Genomic DNA, 26,322 nt, shown 5'->3' on the forward strand with positions numbered 1-26,322 from the left:
ATGTCTTAAGCGTTGGGTTTCTGCGCTTGTGCGGCCTGACGGCGCGCCAGTTCGTTGCGATAAAGCGCCACGAAATCAATGTTATCCAGATTGACCGGCGGGAACCCACCGTCGCGAGTGATGTCGCTGACGATGCGACGCAGGAAGGGGAACAGCATGCGTGGGCATTCGATCATAAGGAACGGATGCACTTGATCCTCGGGCACGCCCTCCACGTGGAACAACCCGCAATAGTCGATCTCACACAGGAACAATACGTCTTCCAGGCCTTTGGCTTTGGAAGTTAGCTTCAGCTTGATCGAAACTTCGAATTGATGCTCGGTCGGGCGCTTCTTGGCATCCAGATTCACTTGAACCGAAATCTCTGGCTGTACATCGCCTGAGACGCCTTTCTGCGCCATCACGTTCTCAAAGGACATATCACGAATGAATTGCCCCAGGACGCGCATTTGAACCTGTGGTGCGGCTTGTGCCGCTGTGTTTTCTTTGGCGTCTTCTTCGGCCATTTATCTACTCCGGAATTGAAATTCGACACTGCTTATCAATTTGGGTGCGGTACCTCAATGCTGGTGCGGACCTTCCACCCATTTAGAGGGCTTTCCGGGTTCGTTACGCGGCCGGACTTCAGTGAATTCACCATCAATAACGTCGTCCTGATTGAACCGGTCAGGACCTGATCGAAACTGCGCGCCGGTACCCATCTGGAATTGGGTGATGGTCGCCTTGGACCTCAGGTAGCGGAACACAGCAACGCGGATGCCCGGAACCAGCAATGCAAAACCAACCGCATCGGTGAAAAATCCGGGGGTCAACAACAATACACCCGACAAAAGGATCATAGCCCCATGTGCAAGCGGTTCGGTCGGGTCGTCCAATTCGGCAAAGGATCGCTGTAGATTGGCCAATGCCGTGCGACCTTGTGTCCGGACTAATACAGTGCCAAGAACGGCGGTCAGGACTACGATTGCAAGCGTTGGCCATAGTCCGATCAGCCCGCCAACTTGTATGAAAAGGGCGATCTCAATGATCGGAACTAATAAAAAAGCCAAGAACAGGTACATTTGCGGTATCCTTTAGCATGTGCCGGGCTGTGGACTTGCGCCCAACTGTCACCTACATAGTGGCTTGAGGCCGGGTACACAAAGTCCTGGCGCTGAAAAGAGTATGAAATGAGCGACAACCCTATGATCCAGTTGCTGGTCCTGGCCGGAATTGCCGTTTTCCTGATCCTGCGTCTGAAAAGCGTATTGGGCACACGCGAAGGGTTTGAAAAACCACCCCTTCAACAACAGCCAGATACCAATGGTACGCGCCGTGATTTCGAGGTCATTGATGGCGGGCCGGATCACGATATTACCGACCATGTCGCCGAAGACAGTGAGCAAGCGCAAACTCTGGCCGCGATGAAGCGGGTTGAGCCCAGTTTTTCCGTTAGTGAATTTGTTCAGGGTGCGCGCGGTGCCTATGAAATGATCGTGATGGGGTTCGAAAAAGGCAATCTGGACGAGATTCAACCTTTCTTGTCCGAAGAGGTTTTTGACAGTTTTGTCTCTGTGGTCGCTGATCGTGAAGACAAGGGCCTCACCATCGAAGCCGAATTTGTCGGCGTACGTGAAACTACTCTGGCAGATGTTTCGTTCGACAAGGACAGCAATCAGGCCGAGATCACCATGCGCTTTATCGGTGAGCTGACCTCGGTCGTGCGTGATCGCGGAGGGGATATCATCGAAGGCAACCCCAATACGGTTAAACGCCAAAAGGACAGCTGGACCTTTGCTCGTGTAATGGGCGCGGACGATCCGAACTGGCTACTTGTTGCCACGGACGCATGATTGCAGCGATTCGGTCGCTTCTACTGGGGGTCGTCATGACCACTGCCAGCGCCGCCGGAGCTGAGGCGACGCGATCCATCCTGTCATTTGATAACCTTGATGGCTGGGCTGCCGACGATCACGGGGCAGCCCTTTCAGTTTTTCTGAACACCTGCGGCGATCTGAAGGATCCGGATTGGCAGGCGCTGTGTGGCGTTGCCCGGACCTATGAACCTCAGGCCGCACGGTCGTTTTTTGAGCTGTTTTTCCGACCGGTTCTGGTTGAAGATGGCGATGACGCGTTGTTCACAGGGTATTTTGAACCCGAGCTGGACGGCTCTAAGTATCCAACCAGCAAATACCGCTATCCGCTCTACCGGATGCCTCCCGAGGCGCGAGGCGCTGATCGGTGGCTTAGTCGCCGCGAATTGCTGACCGGAGACGCGATGACGGGCCGCGGGCTTGAGATCGCATGGGTCGATGACCCGGTCGAGTTGTTCTTTCTGCAAATTCAGGGTTCCGGTCGTATTCGCTTGCCCGATGGCAGCGCGCTACGCGTGGGATATGGCGGAGCGAACGGGCACCCTTATCGTTCAATCGGAGCCGAGTTGATCCGTCGCGGGGCGCTGGGCGCGCACGAGGTCAGTGCGCAGATGATCCGGGCCTGGGTGCGCAAAAACCCCGAAGCCGGTGCCGAGTTGTTGTTTCACAACCCCTCTTATGTGTTCTTTCGTGAAGTGAACCGGGTTGCCCCAGAACTCGGACCTCTGGGGGCCATGAATCGCTCGGTCACCACGATGCGCAGCATCGCGGCGGATCCGGCATATACGCCCCTCGGGGCGCCGGTTTGGGTTGAGAAGGATGGCAAGGCCCCGTTACGGAGATTAATGATCGCGCAGGATACCGGTTCAGCCATTAAGGGTGCCCAGCGGGCGGACATTTTCTTTGGTACCGGGGATGAGGCGGGGCAAGCCGCTGGCCGTCTGAAAGACCCCGGTCGTATGGTCGTGCTTTTGCCGATCCAGCGAGCCTATGCCCTGTTACCGGATGAATTCTGATGACAAGGCGCAAACTGACGTCAGAAGAGATCGAGCTGTGGCGCAAGGTCACCAAACAAGCTGAACGATTGCACCCCGAATTACCGCAGACCGTCCATCCCACGACATTGCCAAAACCCAAACCGACCAAGACCCCAAAGGCGCGCATCGAAGCGTTTGAGTTGGGTCAGACAGCGCAATCCAAACCCACGCGGAATAATCTCAAACCCTCAATCACCGAAGGGTTGCAGGCAAACCCTGTGCAAATGGATACCAAGGCATTTGCGCGCATGAAACGCGGCAAGCTAAAGCCCGAGGGCAAGCTGGACCTGCATGGGATGCGTATGAGTGCAGCCCATCCCGCTTTGGTGCGTTTTATCCTGACCGCGCAAGCGCAAGGCAAGCGGTTGGTGCTGGTTATTACTGGCAAGGGAAAGGATCGCGACGAGCCCGGGCCAATTCCGACCCCGCGCGGTGTTTTGCGCAATCAAGTGCCACACTGGCTTTCTATTCCACCTTTAACGCAGGCGGTGATGCAGGTGACGCCTGCACATATCAGCCACGGTGGCGATGGGGCTTACTACGTGTACCTCAGGCGGGTTCGCTAACCCGATTGAAGTGCGCGGGCTATACCGATCCGAACCAAGCCGCAGACGCACAAGAAGAATGCTGCGATCCAGAAGAATTGAGTGTTCAGTGAAACGCCTTTGTCGATCAACATACCGGTCAACGCCGGTCCGATTGCTGAACCCAGTACCATCACTGCAGCGGCCATGGCCTTGATTGCTCCTATGTGGCGCGTGCCATAGAACTCGGCCCAAAAGGCGCTGGGCAATGGATTATGCGCGCCAGCTGTAACGGCCAGGAAAACCATTCCGATAAATGCCCCGCCAATCGAAGTTGAGACCGACAGGATCGCAAATCCGATGGCCATCGGTAATTGATAATAGGGCATCATCCGGGTCGTGCCCCATTTGTCCAACGCCCAGCCCGCTGCAAACATCGACAGGATCGAAACCCCTGTGAAGACCGGGAACAGAGCGACCAGTTGTATGTGGGGCCAGCCTTTGATTTCGGCGAGATGCACCTGATGAAAAAAGAAGGCGGTGATAAAGGCCGAAGGCGCAAGGATTGCGGGTGTCATAAACCAGAACAACGGGTTCAACAGTGCCTCGCGACGCGTCCATTGGCGACCCTGCATGCCGATAGACGAGGCATTGGTCGCCAAGCTTTGCGGTGTTCGTTCCTGACGCAGCAACCGGATCAGTACGGGAATACCCAAAATGGTTATGCAAGCTGCAAGCCCCCATAACCAGCGCCAATCCAGAAACGCCAGAGCAGCAACGAATGTCAGGGGCAAAAGTGCCTCTCCGATTGCATACCCCAATGTTGCGATCGACAAAGCCTTGCCTCGTGTCGCTGTAAACCAGCGCGCCATCGCGACGGCCGCAAGATGGCTGCTCATCCCCTGACCGAGAAGTCTGAGAAAGAAGACCACAACGGGCAACAGAATAAGCCAAACATTCAGTGCCATTGCCAACGCGGCCAATGCCAGTCCGGTCAAAACCGCGGGGCCCAGCACGCGTACGCGAAAGATATCGGTAAGACCTCCGGCCCAGATCATCACCAGAGCGGAAACAGTTGTGCCAAGCGAATAGAGCCCACCCCAGGCTCCGTGGCTTAGCTCAAATTCCGCCCGAATTTCTCCCGCGAAGATCGAGATGAAAAAGGTCTGTCCAAAACTAGAGAGAAAGGTCAGCAGAACTCCCGCACCCAGCCAGTTTGCATTCTGGATCAGAAAGCGACGAAGGCCGGATCGCGTCACGGGGTGCTGACCCGCGCCTGCCCGGTTTCGGTCAGAATGATTTCTGTCGCGCCATCCGTATTGCGTTCGCTGGGAGGGACGAGCACATCTATACCAGGCCGGTCAGGACCGAATGTATTGCTGACCCTGCGGACCGAGCTGAGAATCGCCAGAAGTGCGGGCGAGGTTGCAGCCACGAAATGGGACGACCCTGCATCGCTGTTGAATGCGGTCGTGTCGATCACGTTTATCGGGTATTCGGCCAATGCGTCGGCCGAACTGATATTGCCCAGTCTCTTACTGTCCGCAGTACCGCGCAACCGCGCCGACAGGTTTAGGATCTTATCTTTCCTGGATACCATCACCACAAACGGATCTGGCGGGTTTTTGATACTGTTCATCTGTGACCTAAACAGATCGACATCTAGATCGGGCGAGATCAGGATAACCCCCTCCAGATTGCGGTTTGACCAGCCGGGTTCACGCAGTTCGGCTTGCCGCATCATTTCCATTGACAATGCACTGCCCATCGAATGCGCGATTAGGATAACCCGTTTGACGCCCATTGATTTGAGCAGCCGGATCGTCTGCTCCAACCCATCGCGGGCAAACAGCATACTGTCCAGATCATAGGCATATCCTGTTCCGCGCGCCTGGCTGGGCCAGGAATAGATCAGAGTGGTTCCGGGGATACCGATATCATGGCTTAGCTGGGCTGCACGAAAGGCAGTTTCGGTTTGCGTTGCGTTATAGCCGTGGACAAAGATCACCACGTCATCCACGCCACGCAACCGGGCCGTTAGATCTTGCGGACCTGAAAACTCGGTAACATCCGCTACAACAAACTGTTTGTTCGGATTCGGGTTCGCGTAGGAAAAATTTAGGTCACCCGGCGTGTGCGACGGCGGGATCGAGACGGTCATCTCAAGATACCGCAAAGCCTCGGCGCGTTTTGCGCCATAGTTACCATCCATGTCGCGCGCGCGGGTTGTTGCTGCAAAGACCGTTGCAGGGGTACCGACCTTCAGCGCTTCGGGCGTGATCTCGGTTATCCAACGGTCCGCGCAGGCGGTCAGTAACGACATGGTTATAAAGATGATCAGATAGCGCAGCACGGTATGTCCCTACACGGTTACAGCACTACGCTATCGCATTCCCATCGCGCGTCTAGACCGAGGGCACGAGCAACAGGCAAAAACCGGCTCGCTGCTGTTACAAAACGTAACGGCTGAGGTCGGTCGATTTTGTCAGTTCACCTAGATTGGCGTCCACAAACCCCGCATCAACCGTAATCTCAGCACCTGCCTGATCCGGCGCGGTGAATGAAAGCTCTTCGAATACGCGCTCCATCACTGTGTACAGCCGCCTCGCACCGATATTTTCAATGCTCTGGTTCACATCAGCGGCAATACGGGCCAAGGCTGCGATTCCGTCTTCGGTGAAGCTGACCGTGACCTCTTCGGTACCCATCAGGGCGGTGTACTGGAGGGTCAGCGCATTATCGGTTTCGGTCAGAATGCGCACGAAGTCTTCTTCAGTCAGCGCTCGCAGTTCCACGCGGATCGGCAGTCGACCCTGAAGTTCCGGCAACAGATCCGAGGGCTTTGCGATGTGGAACGCACCAGACGCAATGAACAGGATATGGTCGGTTTTCACCGGGCCATGTTTGGTGCTGACTGTAGTTCCTTCAATCAGCGGCAGCAGGTCGCGCTGAACCCCTTCCCGGCTGACATCGCCACCGCGCGCGTCCGAGCGGGCGCAGACCTTGTCGATCTCATCCAGAAACACGATGCCGTTCTGTTCGACGGACTCCAACGCCACGCGGGTGACGGTTTCATCGTCCAGCAGCTTGTCGGCCTCTTCCCCGATCAGGGCATCATAGCTTTCGGCGACAGTCATGCGCTTTTTGACGGTGCGACCACCGAAGGCTTTGCCGAAGATATCGCCTAGATTCATCATCCCCATCTGACTGCCGGGTTGGCCCGGAACGTCGAACATCGGCATCGGGTTTGAGGTATCGGACAGCTCCAATTCGATCTCGGTATCGTCAAGCTCGCCGGCCTTAAGCTTCCTGCGGAACATCTCACGCGTGGCTTCGCGGGCGTCGGTGCCTGCAATCGCCTCGATCACGCGATCCTCGGCGGCTTGATGGGCGCGGGCTTTGACATCTTCCCGCATGAATTCGCGGGTTTGCAGGATCGCAGCATCGGCCAGATCGCGCACGATCTGTTCAACATCACGGCCGACATAGCCAACCTCGGTGAATTTGGTGGCTTCAACCTTAATAAACGGCGCGCGGGCCAGCTTGGCCAAACGGCGACTGATTTCTGTTTTGCCAACGCCGGTGGGACCGATCATCAGGATGTTTTTCGGATAGACCTCGTCGCGGATATCATCCGGCAACTGTTTGCGCCGCCAGCGGTTGCGCAGCGCCACGGCGACGGCGCGTTTTGCGTCTTTCTGCCCGATGATAAAGCGGTCCAGTTCCGAGACAATCTCGCGCGGGGTCAGGTCGGTCATAAGTGTTCTATCCGTCTGTTTCGCTGCGGAACCTAATCATACGGCGCGAAAACACAAGCCGATCACGGAAAGATCACGGCAACTCACGGGCTGCACACGGAATTTCGTGGTGATGTGAATCGCCAGAGGCGCTGCGTCTGCGGCATAACCTTTCGCGACGGGCACCCCAGTCCGCATCACTTTTAGGAGATATCTCATCATGATGACTCGTCGTTCGCTTTTTGTGAAAGCTGCAGCTACCGGCGCGGCCTTGACCCTGGCCGGCACGACCTCTGCCCTGGCCGGCGGCGCCAAAAAGAAAGGCACGTTCGAAGGTCGCTCGAACCACATCACCACTGGTTCGGTGAAGCTGGTCAAAGACGGCGAACGTTACATTGTTGAACTGGGTCAGGACTTTTCGCTGGATGGCGGTCCGGACCCACGCGTTGCGTTTGGCAAGGACGGCACATACGCCCCCGACAGCAAATTAGGCGCGCTGCTGCACCTGACCGGCAAGCAATCCTATGCCGTTCCGCCAACCATGGATGTCTCGGCTTATAACGAAGTCTACATCTGGTGCGAGGTTGCTGGTGTCCCGCTGGGCGTCGCTTCGCTGAAGTAATCACGACTGTCAGAGGTTGGAGTTTCCGGCCTCTGACACGCAGTTAGGTAACAGCGCAACTGTCTGTTACACTCGCCCCAAGATATTGGAACTGGGGGCGTTTTTATGACCAAGATTGCCAAGATTACCTTGCTGTTCGTGGTTTTTGTCGACCTGATCGGGCAAGGTCTGGTGTTTCCCATAATCAACTCTCTGATCATGGAAACAAAGTCGGGCTTTCTGCCGGAAAGCACGGCCATGGGCACCCGGCATTTCTATTATGGTCTGGTGATCGGCTGCTTCTTTCTGTCTTGGTTCCTGGGGGTGGTCTATGTCTCGAAAGTCTCGGACTCCATCGGGCGCAAGAATGCCCTTCTGGTTTGCTTGACCGGAGCGCTGGCCGGCTACGCCCTGACCATCGCCGCGCTTTATATGAACAGCTTGCTTTTACTGATCATTGGCCGGTCGATCACCGGATTTACCGCTGGCAATCAGCCGATTGCGCAGGCTGCAATGATTGACGGCAGCACGGATGCAGCCGACCGAGATCGCAACATGGGCTACATCGTGACTGGCGTCAGCTTTGGCCTTGTAGGTGGCCCGATTATCGGCGCGGTCCTGTCAGATGCCGCCTTGCTGGGCAGTGCAGCGACGTTAAAGACACCTTTCTACGGGGCGTTTGTTCTGGTCCTGATCGCGATCTTCCTCGTGACCACATTCTTCAAGGATACCAGGACCGAGCGCGAACCCTTTGTCTTCCGTCCCCGTGACATCACCGATAGTCTCATAGCTGTCCGTGAGCACCCGTTGGTTCTGAAAATCATGCCCGTCTATGCGCTGTTCATGGTTGCCAACGTCACTTTCTATGTGTTCGTCGACAACTTCTTGACCAGCGCGTGGGGCTATGGCGTGATCGGAGGTAGCATGGCGATGGTGGTGATCGGCGTTGCGCTAGCCTTCTCCAGCACCTTCCTTGTGAAGCCTGCACAGGAACGATTCAGCAAGCACCAGATCATCTATACGTCATTGGTGGTTATGGTGATCTGCGGCTTTGGCTTTGCCTTCAGCCCAAGCGGTGTGCTGAGCTTCATCCCGGTCTTCTTCTTCTATTTCTTCTTCGGCGTATCTTATCCGACGCTGCTGGGCCTGTTCTCTTCCAGCGTTGCCGAAACCGATCAGGGCTGGGTCATGGGTGTGACCACAGCCGTGTTCTGCCTGGCAGGCGGTATCATGTCCCTGATCGGAGGCGGATTGATGAGCATCGACATCCGCGTGCCCTACTACATCGTAATCGTGACCGCGCTGATGGGTCTGATCGGGATGCACATGCGCTGGAAAGGGAAAGAGATTAGAGCGCTATTGGCCTAATGAACATCCGCTGGAGCGGAAGGGGTTACCTACTCCCGCTCTTCCTCGATTATTTCTTCGTCAAGTTTGCGCTGGCTTTCCTGTAGTGGCGCGCGCTCAATCAGTGCCCAGATTTCCTTTTTAGTCTTCTTAGAAACAGCGCCTCGGGCTTCCAGCTCGATCAACAGCGAGCGTGTTTGATCTTCGGTACAGCCTATTGTTCTGCTGAGCCGTTCCAGAGTTTTGAACTTGTATTTCGTATCCCTCAACATGGACTCTAGGAGCTTCTTGCGCGGCTCTTTCCATGTCTTGGCGTGCTTCCGGCTTCGATATTCCTCAAGCACAATCGGCCCAACAATGCCGCCAATCAGCCCACCAAATATCGCTGCCAGAACTGCACTCATGATCCGATCGTCTCAACCGTCAGATTGCCATTGGTATAGACGCAGATATCCGCAGCAATTGCCATGGCTTCACGCGCCACATCCTCGGCCGGTTTATCGCTATCCATCATCGCGCGGGCCGCCGCCAAGGCAAAGTTGCCGCCCGATCCGATTGCAGCGACGTTGTGTTCCGGCTCAAGCACGTCCCCTGCCCCTGTGATCACGAGCAGATCCTTACCATCGGTAACGATCAGCATCGCCTCAAGCTTTTGCAGGTATTTGTCGGTGCGCCAGTCCTTGGCCAGCTCGACCGAAGCGCGCGCCAGTTGGCCGGGTGTTGCCTCAAGCTTAGCTTCCAGCCGTTCCAAAAGAGTGAACGCATCCGCCGTAGATCCGGCAAACCCGGCGACCACCTCGAACCCGCCCGGTGACAGGCGACGTACTTTTCGCGCGGTGCCCTTGATCACGGTTTGGCCCAGGCTGACCTGCCCGTCCCCGGCGATGACAACCTGCCCGCCCTTCTTGACGCCAATAATGGTGGTGCCGTGCCATCCGGGAAAATCGCTGTCTGCCATGAATGCCTCCGTTATCCGTGCTGCCATATATGGGCCGGGTACGGGTTCTGCGCAACCGGTTCTAAAACCGCCCAAAAGATATGCAGAAAATGCAAACCGGGACTGTTGAGTCAGCATTTGTGAGACTCAGCCGGTGACGTTACATGAGGCTCACAACCGACAACAGGTCGGCTGTTTCTGTTGAAAAGGACTACGCACATGGCAAACGCTGTCGCAAAAACCCATGCGCCGCTCGGAGCAGTCACCATCCTGCACGCAGTGGACGTATTCTCCCACTCATTCGAAAATGTTGTCGAATGGTATCAATCTCGCAAGACCCGCAATGAACTGGCGCGTCTGAGCGATGAGCAACTGGATGATATCGGCCTGAACCGTGCCGACATCGCCAAGTTCTGATCTAGGATCAGAATTAGACGTAAGATGAGCCGCTCAAACGAGCGGCTTTTTCTTTTTCAGCTCTTGACGAATTTGCCCACCAGATCAGGCAGATATGCCTCAACCGCAGCGGTGGCGACAACATGAAGCGTGCCTGCCCCGGCGTCTTCGACATCCAGCCCGCCTTTGACGGCACGGACCGAAGCGCGCCCCCGCAGAAGATCAGATGCGACAAGATCACAATCAACCGCCTCGGGCCGCTGCACTCCAATCGTGACCTCAACGCGCATCTCTTCGTGGCTGATGCCCAGCTTAGAGAACAATGTGATTGACGAGTGGTGCAGTGCGTCCTGAACAGCGCGGCGCGCGGCCTTGGTATAGTCTTGACCATAGAGGTCATTGCCGGTTCCCATCTCCAGAATGATGCGTTTCTCGGTCATTGCGCGGGCTCCATGTCAAAAGACACAATGATCGCCGCATTGGCGATCACCGTGCGGCCCTCGATGTGGGGCTTTTCAATATCCAAGCCGCCTTGCGTTACCGTGATATTCGGTTGGCCGTATGGAAATACAGCTTTCAGCGCTTCGGTATCTACTTGGTCTGGTTGTTGGACGCCAATCTCGGCATCAATAATCATGGCTTCTTTCGGAAACCCGAACAGCTCTGCCATGGTCACCGAGTTATGCCAGAGTGCATCTTTGATGGCGCGCAACGCCGCCTCGGTATAGTCCTCACGCCGCAACGACGTGCCCATTCCGAATTCTACCAGAACTCGTGTTTTTGCCATTTCTTGTTCCCGTCAGATCAGCACATCTGTGCGGTCAAACAAAAAAGGCGTCCCGCATGAGACGCCTTTGATGCAATTGGTTCACACCGGCTCAGATCGACTCGTCGATCCAGCTTTGCAGTGCCGCTTTGGGTGCAGCGCCCGCACGGTTTGAAACGACCTGCCCATCTTTGAAGATGAACAGCGCCGGGATGCCGCGTACGCCCATGGCAGCAGCCGCGTTCGGGTTGCTGTCAACGTCCACTTTGGCAATCTTCACCTTGTCGCCATATTCATTGGCCAACTCTTCCAGAGCGGGGCCGATCTGCTTACAGGGGCCGCACCACTCGGCCCAGAAATCCACCACAACGGGGATATCGGAATTCTTGACTTCGGCGTCAAAGGTATCGTCGGTTACGGCAACGGTCGACATGTCTGTCTCCTGAATGGGAATGCTTGGGCTGAGAACGTAGGTGCCGTTCGGGAGGAGGTCAAGATATAGCGCTACGCCTCAGGGCTTCTGTCACTATATCGTGTGGCAGCCACATGAGATGTGCCGTGCGGGTCCAAAGTATTGCGGTGTGGATCTGGTGCTTGGGAAATATTTGCGACAGGGCATTTGCATAGGCCCCCATCTGGCACAACAACCCCTCGGGGCAGGTTTCAGGGCTGTACGGAACAGTCGCATTTGATTTGAAATCAATCACTTGAACTTCTGTATCGGTAACGATCAATCGGTCGATCACCCCATGCATTCGGGCGCCGTTCAAATCGGCGGTGACCGGGACCTCGGCCAGTGCATCCGGTGCAAATACCGGATTCAGATGATCGGCGGTCAGGACGGCCTCGGCTTCGTTCAGCAACTCCTGGCGTTCCACATCCTGCATATCGGCCAACAGTCGTGTGCAAAGATGCGACCATTGCTCCTGAACAACGGCGGGTAGATGTTCCAGCAATAGGTGCAGCCGCGTTCCACGGAGTTTCGCCGCCTCTTCATCCTTCCTGGCATCTCCGGGCAAAGCCTTGGGACCCCCCAGATCGGAAGGGCTTAATGTTTCTACCGGCGTTGGTGCTGGCGGCGCTGGCTGATCGAAATATTCCGGCAGGTTTTGTTCGATATTCTGGATGCGGTCATTTTCAACAACGGGCAATACATCCCAGTCTCCATGCGCTAGCCGGAGTGTCTGGGAACCAGGTATCTGAGTGGCCCCTGCACGTGCCATCGCGGCCTCGACCATTTGATACCAGCTGCTGCCATCTTTACCCACATCTCCGGCTGCGGCGACTATCAACCACTTTTCTGCCCGTGTTAGAGCCACATACAGAAGACGCAGCCGTTCATTCTCCTCGCGTCTTCGAGCATCTTCACGCGCCGTAGCAATCAGCGCGGGTGAGGTATCAGAGGGTACTTTCCACAAGGGAGTATCCCCTGCGATCATGATCTCGGCATCGCGCGGCGGTTGCCGTTTGCCAGTGTCCGGCAAAATCACGATCGGTGCTTCCAGCCCTTTCGAGCCATGAACGGTCATCACTCGGATCATGTTGCCAACACCGCTCATCTGGCGCTTGATCTCAAGGTCATCGGTTTGCATCCAGACTAGAAAGCCGGTGAGGCTGGGAATATCCGTCCGTTCATAGGCCAGCGCCTGTGACAGTAGTGCGTTGATACCGTCCTCGGCCTCGGCCCCTAGCCGACCCAGCAGTTTGCGACGCCCGTCATGACGCGTCAGAATACGCTCGATCAGGTCATAAGGGCGCAGAAAGTCGGTCTGCCCACGCAGATCGTTCAGAACGGCCAGCGTATCCGGGAATTCTTCGGCCCGATTGCGCAGCGCCGCCCAAAGATAGGGTTCTTCCCTGCGATGGGCCAGATCGAACAATTGCTGTTCGGACCAGCCGAACAAAGGGGACTTAAGGACCGTGGCCAGTGACAAGCTGTCCTCGGGTGTGGCCAGAAAACTTAGCAACGCGGCGAGATCCTTGACCGCCAGCTCCGCGCCCACTTTTAGGCGGTCAGCGCCCGCAATGGGTAGATCAGCAGCTTTGCAGGCACGAATGATCTCGGCAAACAGGTCCGAACGGCGCTGGACCAGGATCAGAAAGTCGCCGGGCTGGACCTTGCGGCGAATATAGGCGCCTTGAGTTTCTCCATCGTCGGGTATTGTCGCGCCGTCATCGATCATGTCCCGGATCGACCGAGCCACCTGCTCTGCCAGAATAACCGTATGATGCCGTGCGCCAGGTCGGTCGACCGGGTCGGTCCAGTCGGTATCCTCCTCCTCCTCGACCTTTTCGACCACAGGCCACAGGTCAACACGACCGGGTAGATCGGCCTTGAAGGCACGGTGCAGCGAGTCTTTGTGGAACCCGGCCTCGGCACGGTTTTCGAACAGGATATCGACCAGCCCTAGGATCGCACTGGATGAACGGAACGAATATTCTAGCGTTGAATCCCACAGTTTAGAGCCTGATTCTTGCAGCTTTCGCCCAAATTCGGCCTGCATCCGGTCAAAGGCCTGCGGGTCGGCGCCCTGAAAGGAATAGATCGATTGCTTTTTGTCCCCGACAACAAAGATTGTGCGCTCGACACCGGAACGGGCCCCCTCCCCGCTGGTGAATTCCTGCGCCAGTTTCTCGATCACATCCCACTGATCTGGGCTGGTGTCCTGCGCCTCGTCCACCAGAATGTGGTCGATACCACCGTCCAGCCGATACAGCACCCATTCCGCCACCGCCGGGTCATTTAACACCTTCCGAGCGCGCAGGATCAGATCATCAAAATCCAGCCAACCCCGCAGCTGTTTTCGCCGCTCGTACTCAGGCAGGAAAGCTGCAGCAAAGCGATGTAAAACATGGGTTTTCTGAGCAGCAATCAACGCCAGCCTCTGTTCCCGGGCGGCTTCAACCCGCAACATGAGGGCCTCAAGCTGGGGCATCCGGTTGGCCAACGCCCCTTCGCGTAGCGTCTTGGTGGGAAACCCGTTGACCTTGGCCGTAAACGGTTCTTTTGCGGCCTTGCCTGTAAGCAATACGCTTTCCAGCACCGCGAGGTCGCTCAGCCGTGCATCGACAAAGCCCATTAGCTTGTCGGCAGCTTTGGCGTTGTTTCCGCCGCTCTCTTTCAGGGCAGGTAAGATGGACTGGATTAGATCAACTTCTCCACCCAGAAATACGCTTTGCAGCAAGACTTGTTCATCAAATCCTTGTGGCAGATCATAACGTTGCAATAAGTCCGGCCAGTGCAGTACTTCCTCAAACTGGTTCCGCCTCTGCGCCACGGCGGCAGTTAGTTTGTCAAAGCCGGTATCTGTGACAAAGCGGGCAACATCCTCGATCAGTGCGGCCTGATGACCTTCGGCAAAATCCTCAATGATCTCTTCGCGCAGCAGGGCGGCGGCCCGATCTTCCATTTCGGCGAACTGCGGGCTGACCCCAGCCTCAAGCGGGAAGCGTCGAAGCAAAGAGGCGCAGAAGGAGTGGATCGTTTGGATCTTCAAGCCGCCAGGTGTTTCGATGGCGCGGGCAAACAAGGTGCGCGCCTGTGCCAAACGGTTGGGATCGATCACACCCGGAACACCGAGTTCAACCAATTCTTCCTGAAGGGCGCTGTTGCCCAGCATCGCCCATTTGCCAAGACGCTTGAATAACCGGTTCTGCATCTCACTTGCAGCGGCCTTGGTATAGGTCAGGCACAGGATATGCTGCGGCTGCACGCCATCCAGCAACAGCCGCGCCACCCGGTCGGTCAGCACCCGGGTCTTGCCCGAGCCCGCATTGGCCGCCAGCCAGGTTGAGGCGTCCGGGCGCGCGGCCTGAACCTGCCGTTCGGTGGCATCATTGCGGGGGGTCATGTCAGGTCCTCCGGTGCGGTTTCTGCCGACCGATCCCACTCTCCGAAACGGGCGAGATGATCATAATCCCCGACATCCGCATCCTTGTGTAGCATTCGGCGTGACGAGAAACCCTGATGAGGCTCTAAATAGGCAGATATGAGCTCTTTCAGTTCGGCCAGTACCTTGTCGGTTGGCTCTTTCTGCAAGGGCGCGAGTACCTCTTTGTAGGTGCCGCCCATACCGATGAAAATCGCCTGCGCAACGGGAAGCGGATCGAATCCTTCGATACCGCCTTGCTCGGCTATTGCGGCTTCGATCAGCAGTTGTTTGTCGAATTTTGCTTGCTGGCTTTCCGTTGGCGGGGTGCCGGTTTTGTAGTCGATGATCCGCAAAGCTCCCTGCCCGCTTCGATCGATCCGGTCGGCGCGTCCGGCAATGGTGATGTCCAACGGGGCCAGCGCTAGACGCATTCCAACCTCAAAGGCCACAGGCCCGCCATCGGTGCGGCGCTGAATCTCGGCGGATAGAAAACTGTCTGTGATCCGCTCTAGCCGTGCCAACCACAGCTTTCGGGCTGTTGGCCATGCAACGTGTTGCAGCAGCAGGGCTTCGGCCCGTTTCAGGAAGTTTTCACGGCTCAGCAACGCCGGATCCAGAACACTGTCGCGCACGAACTGTTCCAGTACCTCGTGGATGACGATGCCACGTAACAGAGCGTCCGGGGCCTGCACTAACGGGTCCAGAGGCTTCAGGCGCAAAACATGTCGGGCGTAGATGGCGTAAGGATCGCGGATCAGACGCTTGATCTCGGTCACCGATAACCGTCGCGGACGTGCTGCGACGGGCGGACGTGGTGACGGTCGGTGAGCCGCTGCAATTTTGGGCGCATGTTCCAGTGTTTCTGCCCAATCCAACCATTTTTGGCCACGCGCACGCATTGCCGCCAAGGCATCGGTTCCACCTTGTTCGGGCAAGCCCTGCAAAAGGTTGGTCATGCGGTTCAGCCAGCGAGAGGGTACGGTTTCCGCGTCATCCGAGCGGGTCGCGCGGGTCAGAACCACCTCCGGTGCACCTATGGCTTGTTGGAAGTCATGCGCAGATAAACCGATCCGGCGCTCGGGCAGCAAAAGACCCGCTTCGTTGCGCATCTGTCGGTTCAACCAGGGATCGGGTGCCGCAGACTCAGGCCAGCTGCCTTCGTTCAGGCCGCCCAGTATCAAAAGATCTGCGCCCTGTACGCGCGCTTCAAGTGTGCCCCAGATCATCAGATGCGGGTGGGGCGCATCGCGGTCGCGGACCTCCTCACCCGCCAATAACGCGCCCAGAAGGTCAGCGAAATCATGGGCGGTCATCGCACCGCCATGGTGGGCCTCGCCCTCCAGTGCCGCCATTACCGCAAGCGCCTTTTGGCCGGCATTTTTGTCCCACAATGTACCCGGTTCACCGGTGGCGCCCGCCGAGATTGTTTCGGCCAGTGTGCGAAGTTGCGCGACCCAGTCTGACAGCGGTTGCTCCTGTGGCCGGTATTGATCGCAGAACGCATCGATCACCCAGCTGACCCAGTCCTCGGGCGCTTCGTTGCGAATGGCAAAGGCTGTCAGGCTCACACTGTCGGGAAAGGGCGGGCCGTGGCGGCGCAGGTCGAGTTCCAAATCGCGGGTGTGCAGCAGATGGGCGCCCCGGTCGCCGCCATCATGGCAAAGTGGATGCTTGAGCAGTGTCAGCAATGCCTCACCATCCAGACGGCGCGCGAACAACCCAGCGACATGGCGCAAAAACCGACCGGGTGGAGACAATTGTAGCGGTAAGCCCGCGCTGTCATCGGGCAGGATATTCCACCGGTCCAACGCGGCGCTGACCTGACGTGTCAACATCCGGTCAGGCGTTATGAGCGCGGCGGTTTGCCCGGTTTCTGCGGCCTGACGAAGGCGCAGCGCAATGGCTAATGCCTCAGCCCGAGGAGAAGACGCTTCGATCAGCGTGACATCCTTAGTTGCACCATTCAGATCAGCAAGGTGAGGACCCTCGGTCATCCAGGCGTCAGTCACCGGGGCAGGGCGCAAGACAAGTGAGATCAGCTTGTTACGCGCAAGTGAGGGCGCCTGTTCCGGGGTCCAAGGCTGAATCTGATCGGGACCAAGCCCAAGCCCGAGCATCAGTTTGCGGAATCGATATTGCGGATGATCCTCGGAGGTCAGGGCGTCATCCAGATTTTGCCAGACATGCTCGGGCTGGTCGAAATCATAGCCTGGCAACACCAGCGCCCCTTGCGTCAGGCGCGCGACGGCCTGCATCAGCATTAAGGTGGTTCCGCGTGACCCAGTAGAGCCCGCCAATATGACCGGATGTGCAGGTGGCGAGACCTGCCAGCGCGCGATCAGGTTTTCGACCACGCGGCGCTGCCGGGCCTGCGCATCAAGTGTGTCCGTGCCAGACTCCATGAACTGATCTGCGATGCCGATAAATGCTTGTGCCCGGGCCCAATGACCAGACATGTCGCTGACATCCAGTTGCCTGATCGCCTCGGGTGAGACGCCTTCGCCCTGCATCTCGTCAATCAGCGCGGCAAGGCTGTCGGACAGATCAAAAAGCGAAGACCGCGCGGCCAAATCAGGTTGTTGATCCAGCAATTTGGCAATCAGCTGCGTCAATTCCAGCCTGCGACGCAATGGTGGAATTGCGGGCGGGATCTGCGCGAGATCCGCGCTTTCGCCCAGGTCGGTGACCAAAGACAACCGCGGGAGTAAGCAGGGCGGTCCTTGATCAAACAGATCACGTACCCTGCGTGCCATGCGGCGGGTGTTGATCACCAGTTGAACCCGCGCCAGAGCATCCGGCGGCCGACCATCAAACCGTTGACGCAAGCCGTCTACCAACACCTTCGGGAAATCCGCGCCCGGAGGCACGGCGAACACCCGGGGCAGGGCGCTGGGCTCAAACATCGGCAATCAGCCCCTCGGCCAGATCAATACCTTCGGGATGCCCCACATCGCACCATCGACCGGGGTAGGACAGCGCAAATAGGCGATTATGCTGCAGCATCTGATCCCACAACACGTTCAAGGAAAACACGTCCCCATCGAAGTCATGCAGCCCGTTGGTTTTGATTATCTGAGCCCCGCCATATATCAGACCTGCGCCTCGAGTGATCCGCCCGGTGCTGTCCTGAGTAAAATCACCCGGACCGGCATGACCAAGGGCCTGTCCGATCGGAATGCACATTAGAAGCGCATCCATTTCATCTGGATCCCAGTGGTCCCTGAGCAATTTCAGCGGATTTGGTCCGGCCCAGATCGCATCGCTATTCAGGGTGAAGACCGGCTCGGGACCAAGCAGCGGCAGCGCTGCGCGTAAGCCGCCACCGGTGTCCAGAATGCGCGGCTCTTCGAGCGATAGCGCCACGTCGTAGCCCGCCAGATGATCGATAATCTGGTCGGCGCGATAATGCAGGTTGGCGACAACACGTAATGGTCTCAGCGCATCGACCAAATCCAACGCATGGTCGATCAAAGGTCGCCCGGAGACCTTGATCAATGGCTTTGGTCGGTCTTTGGTCAAGGCTCCCATACGGGTGCCGAAACCGGCAGCAAACAGCATTGCAGCTTGGGGCGTAGCGGTCATTGCGACCTCAGCTTTGCAAGGTTTTCCGGACTTGGTTCGGGCAGGGCGCTGCGCAAAAGGTCCGCCACGGGAACCAGCGCCGGATGCTCCAGATCACGCATCAAATGGGCCCAGGCAGCGGGGATCAGGTCGACGTAATGTGGTTTACCATAATCTATTGCCAGCCGCGCAAATCCACCCAGAATACGCAGGTTGCGCTGGGCGCCGAGAACCGCATAAGCGGTACGGAAATCGTGCCCGTCAACACCGGTCGCAGTGATATACCGGTCGATCATCCGCATCTCGATGCCCACAGGGACCGAGCGGCGCACATCCTGCAATAGCGACATCAGATCATAGGCGGGATGCCCTAGCATCGCGCTTTGGAAATCCAGCAGCCCTACACGCGCCAGACCGTCTCGATCAGGCAGCCAGATCAGATTTTCCGCGTGATAATCGCGTTGTACAACAACCCGTGTCCCGCCGGTTTCGCGGTGCAGGATATCGGCAAAGCGAAGCTCGAACCGCGCGCGCGCCTCTTCATCATGTGACCCTTGAATGCCTTGAGCGTATTTGGTGAAAGAAAGCGCCGCAAGCTCAGTCATCAGAGCAGGATCATAGCTGTCGAGCGAAAGAGTGTGGGCCGCGTGAAGATGGACCAGAACATCGGTTGCCACGTCATACAGGGTGCGTTCAAGCGTTGGATCGTCTCGCAAGACGCGGGCAAACAGAGCGTCGCCCAAATCTTCGAGCAGCAGAAATCCGTATTCGCTGTCCTCTGCATAAATTTCTGGTGCACTCAGCCCGATTGAACGCAAATACTCCGACATGCGTACGAAAGGTTCGACCGACTCACCTTTGTCGGGTGGGGCGTCCATTAGAACCGCTGTGCGGCCAGTGGCGGGATCGGTCAAGCGCTCGTAACGGCGGTTCGAGGCATCGCCGGCCAAGGGTGCATGTTGCGCACCGCTCCATGGGGTCTGCGCGATCAATGCTTCTGCCAAAATGGCCCGGTTTGTCATTGGATCATCTCCAGCCTGGTGCTCCATTTCGGGTCCGACCATGTAAGTGAAACTTGTCGAGTGTCCTGATCGTCGGGGTCGGTTGCGAAATGAACAAGCAAGGCCGATTGCGGGGACAGCGGACCCAGTTTTTCGGGCCACTCGATCAGGCAGATGCTGGTGTCAAATGCGTCGACCAATCCCAACTCTTCAATCTCTTCCACGGATGCAAGCCGATAGAGATCGGAGTGCCAAATTTCCCCGATCTGCGTCTCATAGACCTGAACCAGGGTGTAAGTTGGTGACGGTACATCTTCAGGCTTCATCAGCGTCGACTGGATCAGAGCGCGTGCGAAATGGGTTTTGCCGCTGCCGATCGAACCTTCAAGCAGGACGGTGTCGCCCGGTTGCAATGCACCCCCCAATCGGGTGGCGATTTCCGCAGTGTCCTGAGGGGATTTGAGAGTCAATTTCAGCGGCGCATTCATGGCGCCACAATGAACCTACGTCGGGTTGGCCGCAACCGGTTCAGGCGCTGATTTTTTGCTGCTGCGCGATGTTTTCAACTGCACTGTCTGAGGTGAAGCGAACGATGGTTGCCCCGTTTTGCATGGGACTGACTGTGCAGGTCATTGTACTGCCCGACTTTAGGGTCAGTTCGCCTGACCATTCGGCCCGGTTCTCGCGCGTGGTTACAAATTCCCGGATCTCGCCAAGGATTGGAGTGGCGGCGCAATGTTCCTGCCACTGGCGGGTGATTTCAAGAACAGTAGTAGGCTCAAACCCGACCTCGCCGCTGTCACCCCACATCAACTGGTAGGCATAGTTCGTCGTTGCCAGCGTCCCGTCATCCGAAAAGACAGCGATCGCATCAGCAAGCTTGTCCAGAATGGACTGCATCAAATCCATCTCAGCGCGGAACCTGCGCGTCAACGTAATTTCGGCGGTGATATCTTCGAACAGAAAGGCCACAGCACCATCCGGGTGCGGTCGTCCACTGACGGAATAGACCGAGCCTGAAGGTAATGACCAAGTTTCCTGATAGTTCCCATCCTGGGCCGCTTCCAGTAGATCATTCATCTGACGCCGCCAGCTGCGGTAGTTTTTGGGCTCTGGCATCATGTGCTGATCGCGCAACCGGTCAAAAAAGCTGGACAGGCTTGGGCGAAGACTCAGAAAATCCGGCGGCAGTGAGGTCAGATCAATCAGTGCAGGATTAAACAAAGCCAACTGGCTGTTACGGTCAAAAATGGCCAGACCAATTGAGAGTTGGGCAAAGGTTTTGGTCATTGTCTGAACGAATTTGCGCTGTACGGTTTCCGCCTCAACAATCGCGTTGATATCGACGGCATAACACAACTGACCCTGGTCTTGGGCAACACGGGTCAGATCAAACCACAATCTGGATTCACTGTCTTTGATCTGAACTGAGACACGGGATTTCCGGCCCAGTTGTGCCTCGTCTGAAAGCAGTGGAAAAACCGGTTTGGTCAAATCCGCATCCGGCCCCGAGATTTTCCGAGCCAGAGAAACATAGGCCGCGTTACACCAACGCACCGTGTTGCATTCGCCCGACAGCCATACCGGGTAAGGTGCTTGATCCATCGCTAAACGGGTCGGGTCATTCGGGTCGGCGCGCTTTGCCGATACAGTGTCGTTCAGATCGCGCAACTGGACGCGGATCACTCCATCTATCCATTCACATGAGACTTCGCGGTCAACTGTGCAATCAATTGCGGATACAACCAGATGGCCCCGAGCTCGAACGAGTTCGGGTGTTTCCGGGAAAGAGGGATAGTCACGCTGAAGCAGCCTGTGCAGATCGGACCAGCTGGTGACGGACTCATATCCGGCCAAGGCGATATCAGAGTGGCTGATCAACCTGTCCCCATCGAAAAGGAAGACCACATCAAATAGCGATCCGGGCGACGACAGCCCGTAATCTACAAACGATTTCTGGTGCCGAGGCAACAACCACAATATGGCAAAACAGGCCGATACCATGCTGATAGCGGCCAGAATGATCCGGTCGGCCATTATTCAACGCCCCTGTCAAAACAACCCGAGCCTGTATGAAGGGCAATAGTTAACGGGATCTTAACTTAGATCTGGAAGGGTTGGTTTGCGCCCGAGGGGACTGGCGTGTCGCCTGTTTGCGCATCAATCAGTTTGCGCGGCCAGATTACCTTGACGATTGCCCCTTTGCGTTCCTGCCGATCTGTCAAAGTTTGATACGGGTCTGCGCCATTAGCAAAGTAAAGCTCGGCGCCACTGCGCTCGAGCAGGGTTTTGGCAATGAACAATCCAAGCCCCATGCCTTCATATTCGGGCCGGCTGCTGCGGTCGGCCCGGCGGCGGCGCATGAACGGATCGCCAATTCGTCCGATAATGTGTGAGGGATATCCGCGACCGTCATCCATTATCGAAACACTGATCTGATCCGAGGTCCATTCAGCCTCGATCCAGACATTTGCCCGTGCAAAATCCACAGCATTCTGGATTAAATTGCGCAATCCGTGAATGATCTCGGGCTTGCGCAGAATTGAGGGTTGCTGAACATCGCCATCGGCAACCGGCTTCTCTTCGAAATGCACTTGCTTGCCCCGGTTGATATGCGGTTCTGCAGATTCGTGGATCACCGTCGACAAAGGTGCCTGTCGGAGGTGAAGGTCATCTTTTCCGGCCCGTCCCATGTCACGCAATATATCGCGACAACGGTCGGCCTGCTCACGGATCAAAGCCGCGTCTTCTTTCAGTTCGGGGCGATCGTCCAGCTCTTCGATCAACTCTGAACTGGCCAGCTTGATCGTGGCCAAAGGTGTCCCCAACTCATGCGCAGCGGCTGCGACGACGCCGCCAAGATCGGTGAGCTTTTGTTCGCGCGCCAGTGCCATATGCGTGGCCGACAGCGCCTCGGACATCGACTGCACTTCTGAGCTGATACGATGGGAATAGGCGCCGATGAATATAATGGCGATGATGATTGCGGCCCAGTTTCCGAACAACAATATGTCAGGGATATCCAAAACAAGGCCCAGATTGGTACGCAGCGGCAGGTGAAACTGTGCCAGCAATGTTGTCAGGATCACCGCTACGCTGCCGATGATCAGGGTTGAACGCGTGCTCATCACATTGGCTGAAATCGTCACCGGCCCGATCAACAGTAGCGCAAAAGGATTGTTCAGCCCGCCAGTCAAATAGAGCAGTATCGACAGTTGCAGCAGATCGAACAGCACCATCAGAAAGTTCTCGAACTCGGACAGGCGCTTGTTTTCGGGGAACAACAGGATCGCTGTCAGATTGCCCATGACGGAAACGCCAATGGCAAAGTAACACAGGCCAAGCTCGAGCTGCACATTATAGTATTGTTGCGCGACTGTGATTGCCGTGAACTGTCCAATGATGGCCACCCATCGCAACAGGATCAGTGTCCGCAACCTGATCCAGGTGCTGCGTTCTTGCCCGCGCCAAAGGCTGGTGTTGGAATCCGTCATCTGTCGATTATGTCCTATTGCGTCGGCCCACAACGTTGATAGGAGTGCCGACCGAACCGATCAACAACCTTCGTCTCAGGATAGCCGTCATGCTCCGTCTTTATGCCATACTCGCAACTGTTGTTCTGGCCGTTGGTCTGGGTGCAATGTGGCTGCTGACACGCAGCGGTTCGGATGACAAGTTTGCCCAGTGCCGTTCAAGCCAGATCGCAGGCGGCAGCGCTGCGATCGGTGGACCGTTCGAGCTGGTCAACAGCAAGGGTGCAAGGGTGACTGACGTGGATGTGATCACCGAACCAACGTTGATCTATTTCGGATATACGTTCTGCCCCGATGTCTGCCCTTTCGACATGTCCCGCAATGCCGAAGCGGTTGACCTGCTTGCCGAACGCGGCCAGTCGGTGACGCCCTTGTTTATTTCAATTGACCCTGACCGCGATACGCCCGAAGTATTGGATGATTACGCGTTCAACCTGCATGAACGTATGATCGCCTTGACTGGCTCACCCGAACAAGTCAAAGCCGCGAGCAAGGCCTACAAAACCTACTACAAAGCGCATGACAAAAGCGATGAGTACTACTTGGTCGATCACTCGACTTTCACATACCTGGTCACGCCCGAGGACGGTTTCCTTGAATTCTTCAAGCGTGATGATACCGCCGAACAGATGGCGGACAAGGTTGGTTGTTTCCTTGACAAGATTTAACGCGCAACAGTCGGTTTGACCTTTGGAATGGCGCTGCTATTACTCATGTTAAAGCCAAAATGCGTGAAATAGCGGAAAGACCAACATATGGCAGACAGTTCCCAGCTTGAAATCGGCCCCGATAAATCGCTGCTTCTGGTAGATGATGACGAGCCGTTTCTGAGACGTCTGGCCAAGGCCATGGAAAAGCGTGGATTCGAGGTTGAGACCGCAGGCTCTGTCGCAGCAGGCCGCGCCATATCGACCGCACGACCACCCGCATATGCAGTGGTTGATCTGCGGCTTGAGGATGGCAACGGGCTTGATGTGGTCGAAGTTCTGCGTGAAAAGCGCCCGGACAGCCGGGTTGTGGTTCTGACCGGGTATGGAGCCATCGCCACTGCAGTCGCAGCGGTCAAGATTGGCGCGACCGATTATCTGTCCAAACCCGCCGACGCGACTGATATCACCAACGCATTGTTGGCAAAGGGTGACGAAATGCCCCCGCCGCCGGAAAACCCCATGAGTGCCGACCGTGTTCGATGGGAACATATCCAGCGTGTGTATGAGTTGTGTGATCGCAATGTCTCGGAAACAGCGCGCCGCCTGAACATGCACCGCAGGACGTTGCAGCGGATTTTGGCGAAGCGCAGCCCACGATAGGTCATCTCATAGGTAAATTTGCAAATCCTGAGGTATATCGCAGAGCAACTGCGTTTCTCAGAAGCTCCAGGTGTCTTTCAGTAGTTGAAACCAACTAGGTCGAAAACTCGGGGTAAAGGGATATCTTGATGGAATCGAACGCGCCCAGTGCCTCAGATATTCTCAAAAACTACCACCATCAAAGGCATTTTTTGCAAATCGTTCATATGCCGGCGTTTGATCCGCCAGTGCGTACATTTCTGTATATGAAAAATCATAAATGCGCCTGTTCAACGGTTATTGCCACTTTGCTGCACAGGTTGAATGCGCAGGCCGGTGGTTCAATGCAGATTGATATGAAAAGCATACACAACCCGCCGAAATCGCTGATCAAGACTGGAAGGAAGGCGTTGGATGTCCCGTCAGCAATTGAAGCGCTAGAAGAAAGAACACGGTTTTGCTTCTCGGTCGTTCGTCACCCGACTGCGCGCACGCTCAGTGCTTTTTTGGGTATCTATTAAAAACCCCGGGTCAAAAAGAGAAGTTTCTGCGGCATGTTGGTAGAGAACCAGATGGTGATCTCGGATTGTCAGACTTTCTCGACATCATTGCGCATGACGAAACTGCACGTGACTTGAACCGTCACTGGCGTCCGCAACGCAAAGAAATCAGTTTTGATTTCATCGATTTCGATTTTATTGGTCGCGTTGACGATCTGAATACGGCGGTGGAGCATATCTCTTATGAGATTTTTGGAAACCAAACTGAGATGCAGGATACCCGCAGCTCATTAGGACACTCTTCTTCTTCCAAAGACGCCATACAGAGCTTGACGAGAACTGATCATATGAACCTTGAATCCGCGTTCTCGATGGATTTTGAGATGTTCGAAAACGTAAAAACACGGTTTAGCTGACGCTGAGCGATATTGGCCGTTTGATCCAAGTTCGCTGTAAAAAATGATATTTAACGAAGCTCTAAGTCGCCTTGGAGACCAAGGGTAGTTTTTTGGTTCGAAGGATACTTGGGGTGTGTGGATCGGATTTGGGCACATATGTTTCGGAAGGGGTCTGCTACCTGAACATGCATCGTAGGACAATGAAGCGAATTTTTGACAAACACAGCCCGTAGAAAACTATGAAATTAATTTAATCGTTTACTCTGGATTAAGCCGCATGCACCTCGCGGCAACAATATTGTTGACCTATTTTGAACAATGTTAACGCAGTATGAACAATGTGTTCAAATAGTGTTTAGATTATCTGTGGCACCATCTTAGCGTTGTAGTTGCAACAATGCCGTCAAGTAAGAGGCAGGTCAGGCAAACCGTTCAGAGGATCAAGCGATATGAAACCGGACATGAGACCAAACCCTTCGCAGAAAGCAATCGAGAAGCTCTTCGAATTAGGCATCGATTTTCCCGAAGTGGGACCACCTGCAGATGCCGGTATGCCCGAGCTTCCTGAGCATGTGTTCCCCATTGAAGCGCCGGATTTGCCGGATCTTACTCTTCCTGAGGAAGCAATGGCTGATATTGAGATTCCTGCAGCCATTTTGCCAACAGATATCTTCGACTTAGGCTAAGTGGTCGATCGAGGCTGCAGACTTTGGTAAAGGGTGTATGTTTGTCCGCCGAAGGTGATGTCATCCGGCGGGCAATAGAGCGATTCTAGATCTGTAACGATAATTACCAATGCCTTCGGAATGATCTTTGCGTAATTGAGCCAGCGGTCAAAACCGGCCCCAAATCCCCAACCGGCGCATTACTGGATCGCCCACCGAGATCTATGGTTTCAAATTCGGAGACCTTGTAGTCTTCGGTGCCTCAATTCGAGAACTGATTTTTTCGAGTAAGTTACCCGATCACT

The 26,322-nt window shown here is 56.0% G+C and carries 29 protein-coding genes; 11 read left to right on the forward strand and 18 right to left on the reverse strand.

What is annotated here, in order from left to right; all coding sequences use genetic code 11:
* Positions 1–5: 5 nt before the first annotated feature.
* Positions 6–506: a protein-export chaperone SecB gene (gene secB / locus ACR3EJ_RS03920; RefSeq protein WP_170542522.1), complete on the reverse strand. Its 501-nt coding sequence runs from the start codon at positions 504–506 to the stop codon at positions 6–8.
* A gap of 54 nt (positions 507–560) precedes the next feature.
* Entirely contained in the window at positions 561–1,061 is a 501-nt protein-coding gene (locus ACR3EJ_RS03925) for an FxsA family protein (RefSeq protein WP_170542520.1), read from the reverse strand.
* A 108-nt stretch (positions 1,062–1,169) separates the two neighbouring features.
* Here ACR3EJ_RS03925 and ACR3EJ_RS03930 point away from each other — a divergent pair, with 108 nt between their 5' ends.
* The 3 genes from ACR3EJ_RS03930 to ACR3EJ_RS03940 are packed head-to-tail and all read left to right on the forward strand — an operon-like array spanning position 1,170 to position 3,456.
* Positions 1,170–1,832 (forward strand): Tim44/TimA family putative adaptor protein, encoded by a 663-nt coding sequence (locus tag ACR3EJ_RS03930; protein WP_010442987.1) that lies wholly within the window; start codon positions 1,170–1,172, stop codon positions 1,830–1,832.
* Positions 1,829–2,869: a murein transglycosylase A gene (gene mltA, locus ACR3EJ_RS03935; protein WP_170542518.1), complete on the forward strand. Its 1,041-nt coding sequence runs from the start codon at positions 1,829–1,831 to the stop codon at positions 2,867–2,869. Before ACR3EJ_RS03930 ends, mltA begins: the two co-directional genes overlap by 4 nt.
* Entirely contained in the window at positions 2,869–3,456 is a 588-nt protein-coding gene (locus tag ACR3EJ_RS03940; protein WP_170542516.1) for a Smr/MutS family protein, read from the forward strand. Before mltA ends, ACR3EJ_RS03940 begins: the two co-directional genes overlap by 1 nt.
* On the opposite strand, the gene ACR3EJ_RS03945 is transcribed toward ACR3EJ_RS03940, so the two are convergent.
* From ACR3EJ_RS03945 to ACR3EJ_RS03960, 4 genes are all read right to left on the reverse strand, one after another.
* Complete coding sequence (locus tag ACR3EJ_RS03945) at positions 3,453–4,673, reverse strand: MFS transporter (RefSeq protein WP_170703438.1); 1,221 nt, start codon at positions 4,671–4,673, stop codon at positions 3,453–3,455. The genes ACR3EJ_RS03940 and ACR3EJ_RS03945 overlap by 4 nt on opposite strands.
* Positions 4,670–5,767, reverse strand: coding sequence for an alpha/beta fold hydrolase (locus ACR3EJ_RS03950; protein ID WP_170542512.1), 1,098 nt, complete (start codon positions 5,765–5,767; stop codon positions 4,670–4,672). Before ACR3EJ_RS03950 ends, ACR3EJ_RS03945 begins: the two co-directional genes overlap by 4 nt.
* Before the next feature lie 97 nt (positions 5,768–5,864).
* Positions 5,865–7,172, reverse strand: a complete 1,308-nt coding sequence (gene hslU, locus ACR3EJ_RS03955) for an ATP-dependent protease ATPase subunit HslU (protein WP_170703437.1) — start codon at positions 7,170–7,172, stop codon at positions 5,865–5,867.
* Positions 7,173–7,208: 36 nt separating this feature from the next.
* A complete protein-coding gene (locus ACR3EJ_RS03960; protein ID WP_170542509.1) occupies positions 7,209–7,373 on the reverse strand; it encodes a hypothetical protein in 165 nt (54 codons plus the stop codon).
* On the opposite strand from ACR3EJ_RS03960, the gene ACR3EJ_RS03965 reads away from it, so the two are divergent.
* Both ACR3EJ_RS03965 and ACR3EJ_RS03970 read left to right on the forward strand, forming a co-directional pair.
* Positions 7,372–7,773, forward strand: coding sequence for a DM13 domain-containing protein (locus tag ACR3EJ_RS03965; RefSeq protein ID WP_170542507.1), 402 nt, complete (start codon positions 7,372–7,374; stop codon positions 7,771–7,773). The two genes, ACR3EJ_RS03960 and ACR3EJ_RS03965, sit on opposite strands and share 2 nt — an antisense overlap.
* Positions 7,774–7,878: 105 nt before the next feature.
* Entirely contained in the window at positions 7,879–9,120 is a 1,242-nt protein-coding gene (locus ACR3EJ_RS03970; RefSeq protein WP_170542505.1) for an MFS transporter, read from the forward strand.
* Between the two features lie 29 nt (positions 9,121–9,149).
* Here ACR3EJ_RS03970 and ACR3EJ_RS03975 read toward each other — a convergent pair whose 3' ends face one another.
* Positions 9,150–9,503, reverse strand: coding sequence for a hypothetical protein (locus tag ACR3EJ_RS03975; RefSeq protein WP_170542503.1), 354 nt, complete (start codon positions 9,501–9,503; stop codon positions 9,150–9,152).
* A complete protein-coding gene (gene hslV, locus ACR3EJ_RS03980; protein ID WP_170542501.1) occupies positions 9,500–10,057 on the reverse strand; it encodes an ATP-dependent protease subunit HslV in 558 nt (185 codons plus the stop codon). Before hslV ends, ACR3EJ_RS03975 begins: the two co-directional genes overlap by 4 nt.
* Positions 10,058–10,255: 198 nt before the next feature.
* Here hslV and ACR3EJ_RS03985 point away from each other — a divergent pair, with 198 nt between their 5' ends.
* Complete coding sequence (locus ACR3EJ_RS03985; RefSeq protein WP_170542499.1) at positions 10,256–10,453, forward strand: DUF1127 domain-containing protein; 198 nt, start codon at positions 10,256–10,258, stop codon at positions 10,451–10,453.
* A gap of 56 nt (positions 10,454–10,509) precedes the next feature.
* Here the strand turns inward: ACR3EJ_RS03985 and ACR3EJ_RS03990 are convergent, their stop codons facing one another.
* The 10 genes from ACR3EJ_RS03990 to regB form a co-directional block, all read right to left on the reverse strand.
* Positions 10,510–10,872, reverse strand: coding sequence for a Lin0512 family protein (locus ACR3EJ_RS03990; RefSeq protein WP_170542497.1), 363 nt, complete (start codon positions 10,870–10,872; stop codon positions 10,510–10,512).
* Positions 10,869–11,219, reverse strand: a complete 351-nt coding sequence (locus tag ACR3EJ_RS03995) for a Lin0512 family protein (protein WP_170542495.1) — start codon at positions 11,217–11,219, stop codon at positions 10,869–10,871. Before ACR3EJ_RS03995 ends, ACR3EJ_RS03990 begins: the two co-directional genes overlap by 4 nt.
* 91 nt (positions 11,220–11,310) lie before the next feature.
* Positions 11,311–11,631, reverse strand: coding sequence for a thioredoxin (gene trxA / locus ACR3EJ_RS04000; protein ID WP_170542494.1), 321 nt, complete (start codon positions 11,629–11,631; stop codon positions 11,311–11,313).
* A 58-nt stretch (positions 11,632–11,689) separates the two neighbouring features.
* Entirely contained in the window at positions 11,690–15,049 is a 3,360-nt protein-coding gene (gene addA / locus ACR3EJ_RS04005) for a double-strand break repair helicase AddA (RefSeq protein WP_170542492.1), read from the reverse strand.
* Positions 15,046–17,973 (reverse strand): double-strand break repair protein AddB, encoded by a 2,928-nt coding sequence (gene addB, locus ACR3EJ_RS04010; protein WP_170542490.1) that lies wholly within the window; start codon positions 17,971–17,973, stop codon positions 15,046–15,048. Before addB ends, addA begins: the two co-directional genes overlap by 4 nt.
* On the reverse strand, positions 17,966–18,652 hold the full coding sequence (locus tag ACR3EJ_RS04015; RefSeq protein ID WP_170542488.1) for a nucleotidyltransferase family protein: 687 nt from the start codon (positions 18,650–18,652) through the stop codon (positions 17,966–17,968). The genes addB and ACR3EJ_RS04015 overlap by 8 nt, the downstream gene beginning before the upstream one ends.
* Positions 18,649–19,653, reverse strand: coding sequence for a phosphotransferase (locus tag ACR3EJ_RS04020; RefSeq protein ID WP_170542486.1), 1,005 nt, complete (start codon positions 19,651–19,653; stop codon positions 18,649–18,651). Before ACR3EJ_RS04020 ends, ACR3EJ_RS04015 begins: the two co-directional genes overlap by 4 nt.
* Positions 19,650–20,120: a tRNA (adenosine(37)-N6)-threonylcarbamoyltransferase complex ATPase subunit type 1 TsaE gene (tsaE, locus tag ACR3EJ_RS04025; RefSeq protein ID WP_170542484.1), complete on the reverse strand. Its 471-nt coding sequence runs from the start codon at positions 20,118–20,120 to the stop codon at positions 19,650–19,652. The genes ACR3EJ_RS04020 and tsaE overlap by 4 nt, the downstream gene beginning before the upstream one ends.
* A gap of 40 nt (positions 20,121–20,160) precedes the next feature.
* On the reverse strand, positions 20,161–21,669 hold the full coding sequence (locus tag ACR3EJ_RS04030; protein WP_170542482.1) for a PAS-domain containing protein: 1,509 nt from the start codon (positions 21,667–21,669) through the stop codon (positions 20,161–20,163).
* 65 nt (positions 21,670–21,734) lie between these two features.
* Entirely contained in the window at positions 21,735–23,126 is a 1,392-nt protein-coding gene (gene regB / locus ACR3EJ_RS04035; protein WP_170542480.1) for a sensor histidine kinase RegB, read from the reverse strand.
* Positions 23,127–23,215: 89 nt separating this feature from the next.
* Here regB and ACR3EJ_RS04040 point away from each other — a divergent pair, with 89 nt between their 5' ends.
* The 5 genes from ACR3EJ_RS04040 to ACR3EJ_RS04060 all read left to right on the forward strand — a co-directional run bounded on the left by ACR3EJ_RS04040 (position 23,216) and on the right by ACR3EJ_RS04060 (position 26,038).
* Positions 23,216–23,833 (forward strand): SCO family protein, encoded by a 618-nt coding sequence (locus tag ACR3EJ_RS04040; RefSeq protein ID WP_170542478.1) that lies wholly within the window; start codon positions 23,216–23,218, stop codon positions 23,831–23,833.
* An 87-nt stretch (positions 23,834–23,920) separates the two neighbouring features.
* Complete coding sequence (locus tag ACR3EJ_RS04045; protein ID WP_010443008.1) at positions 23,921–24,475, forward strand: ActR/PrrA/RegA family redox response regulator transcription factor; 555 nt, start codon at positions 23,921–23,923, stop codon at positions 24,473–24,475.
* Positions 24,476–24,603: 128 nt separating this feature from the next.
* Positions 24,604–24,975: a sulfotransferase family protein gene (locus ACR3EJ_RS04050; RefSeq protein WP_170542476.1), complete on the forward strand. Its 372-nt coding sequence runs from the start codon at positions 24,604–24,606 to the stop codon at positions 24,973–24,975.
* A gap of 65 nt (positions 24,976–25,040) precedes the next feature.
* Positions 25,041–25,370, forward strand: coding sequence for a sulfotransferase family 2 domain-containing protein (locus ACR3EJ_RS04055; protein ID WP_170542474.1), 330 nt, complete (start codon positions 25,041–25,043; stop codon positions 25,368–25,370).
* 431 nt (positions 25,371–25,801) lie between these two features.
* Complete coding sequence (locus ACR3EJ_RS04060; RefSeq protein WP_170542472.1) at positions 25,802–26,038, forward strand: hypothetical protein; 237 nt, start codon at positions 25,802–25,804, stop codon at positions 26,036–26,038.
* Positions 26,039–26,322: the final 284 nt, after the last annotated feature.

Source organism: Ruegeria sp. AB11, from assembly GCF_056536325.1.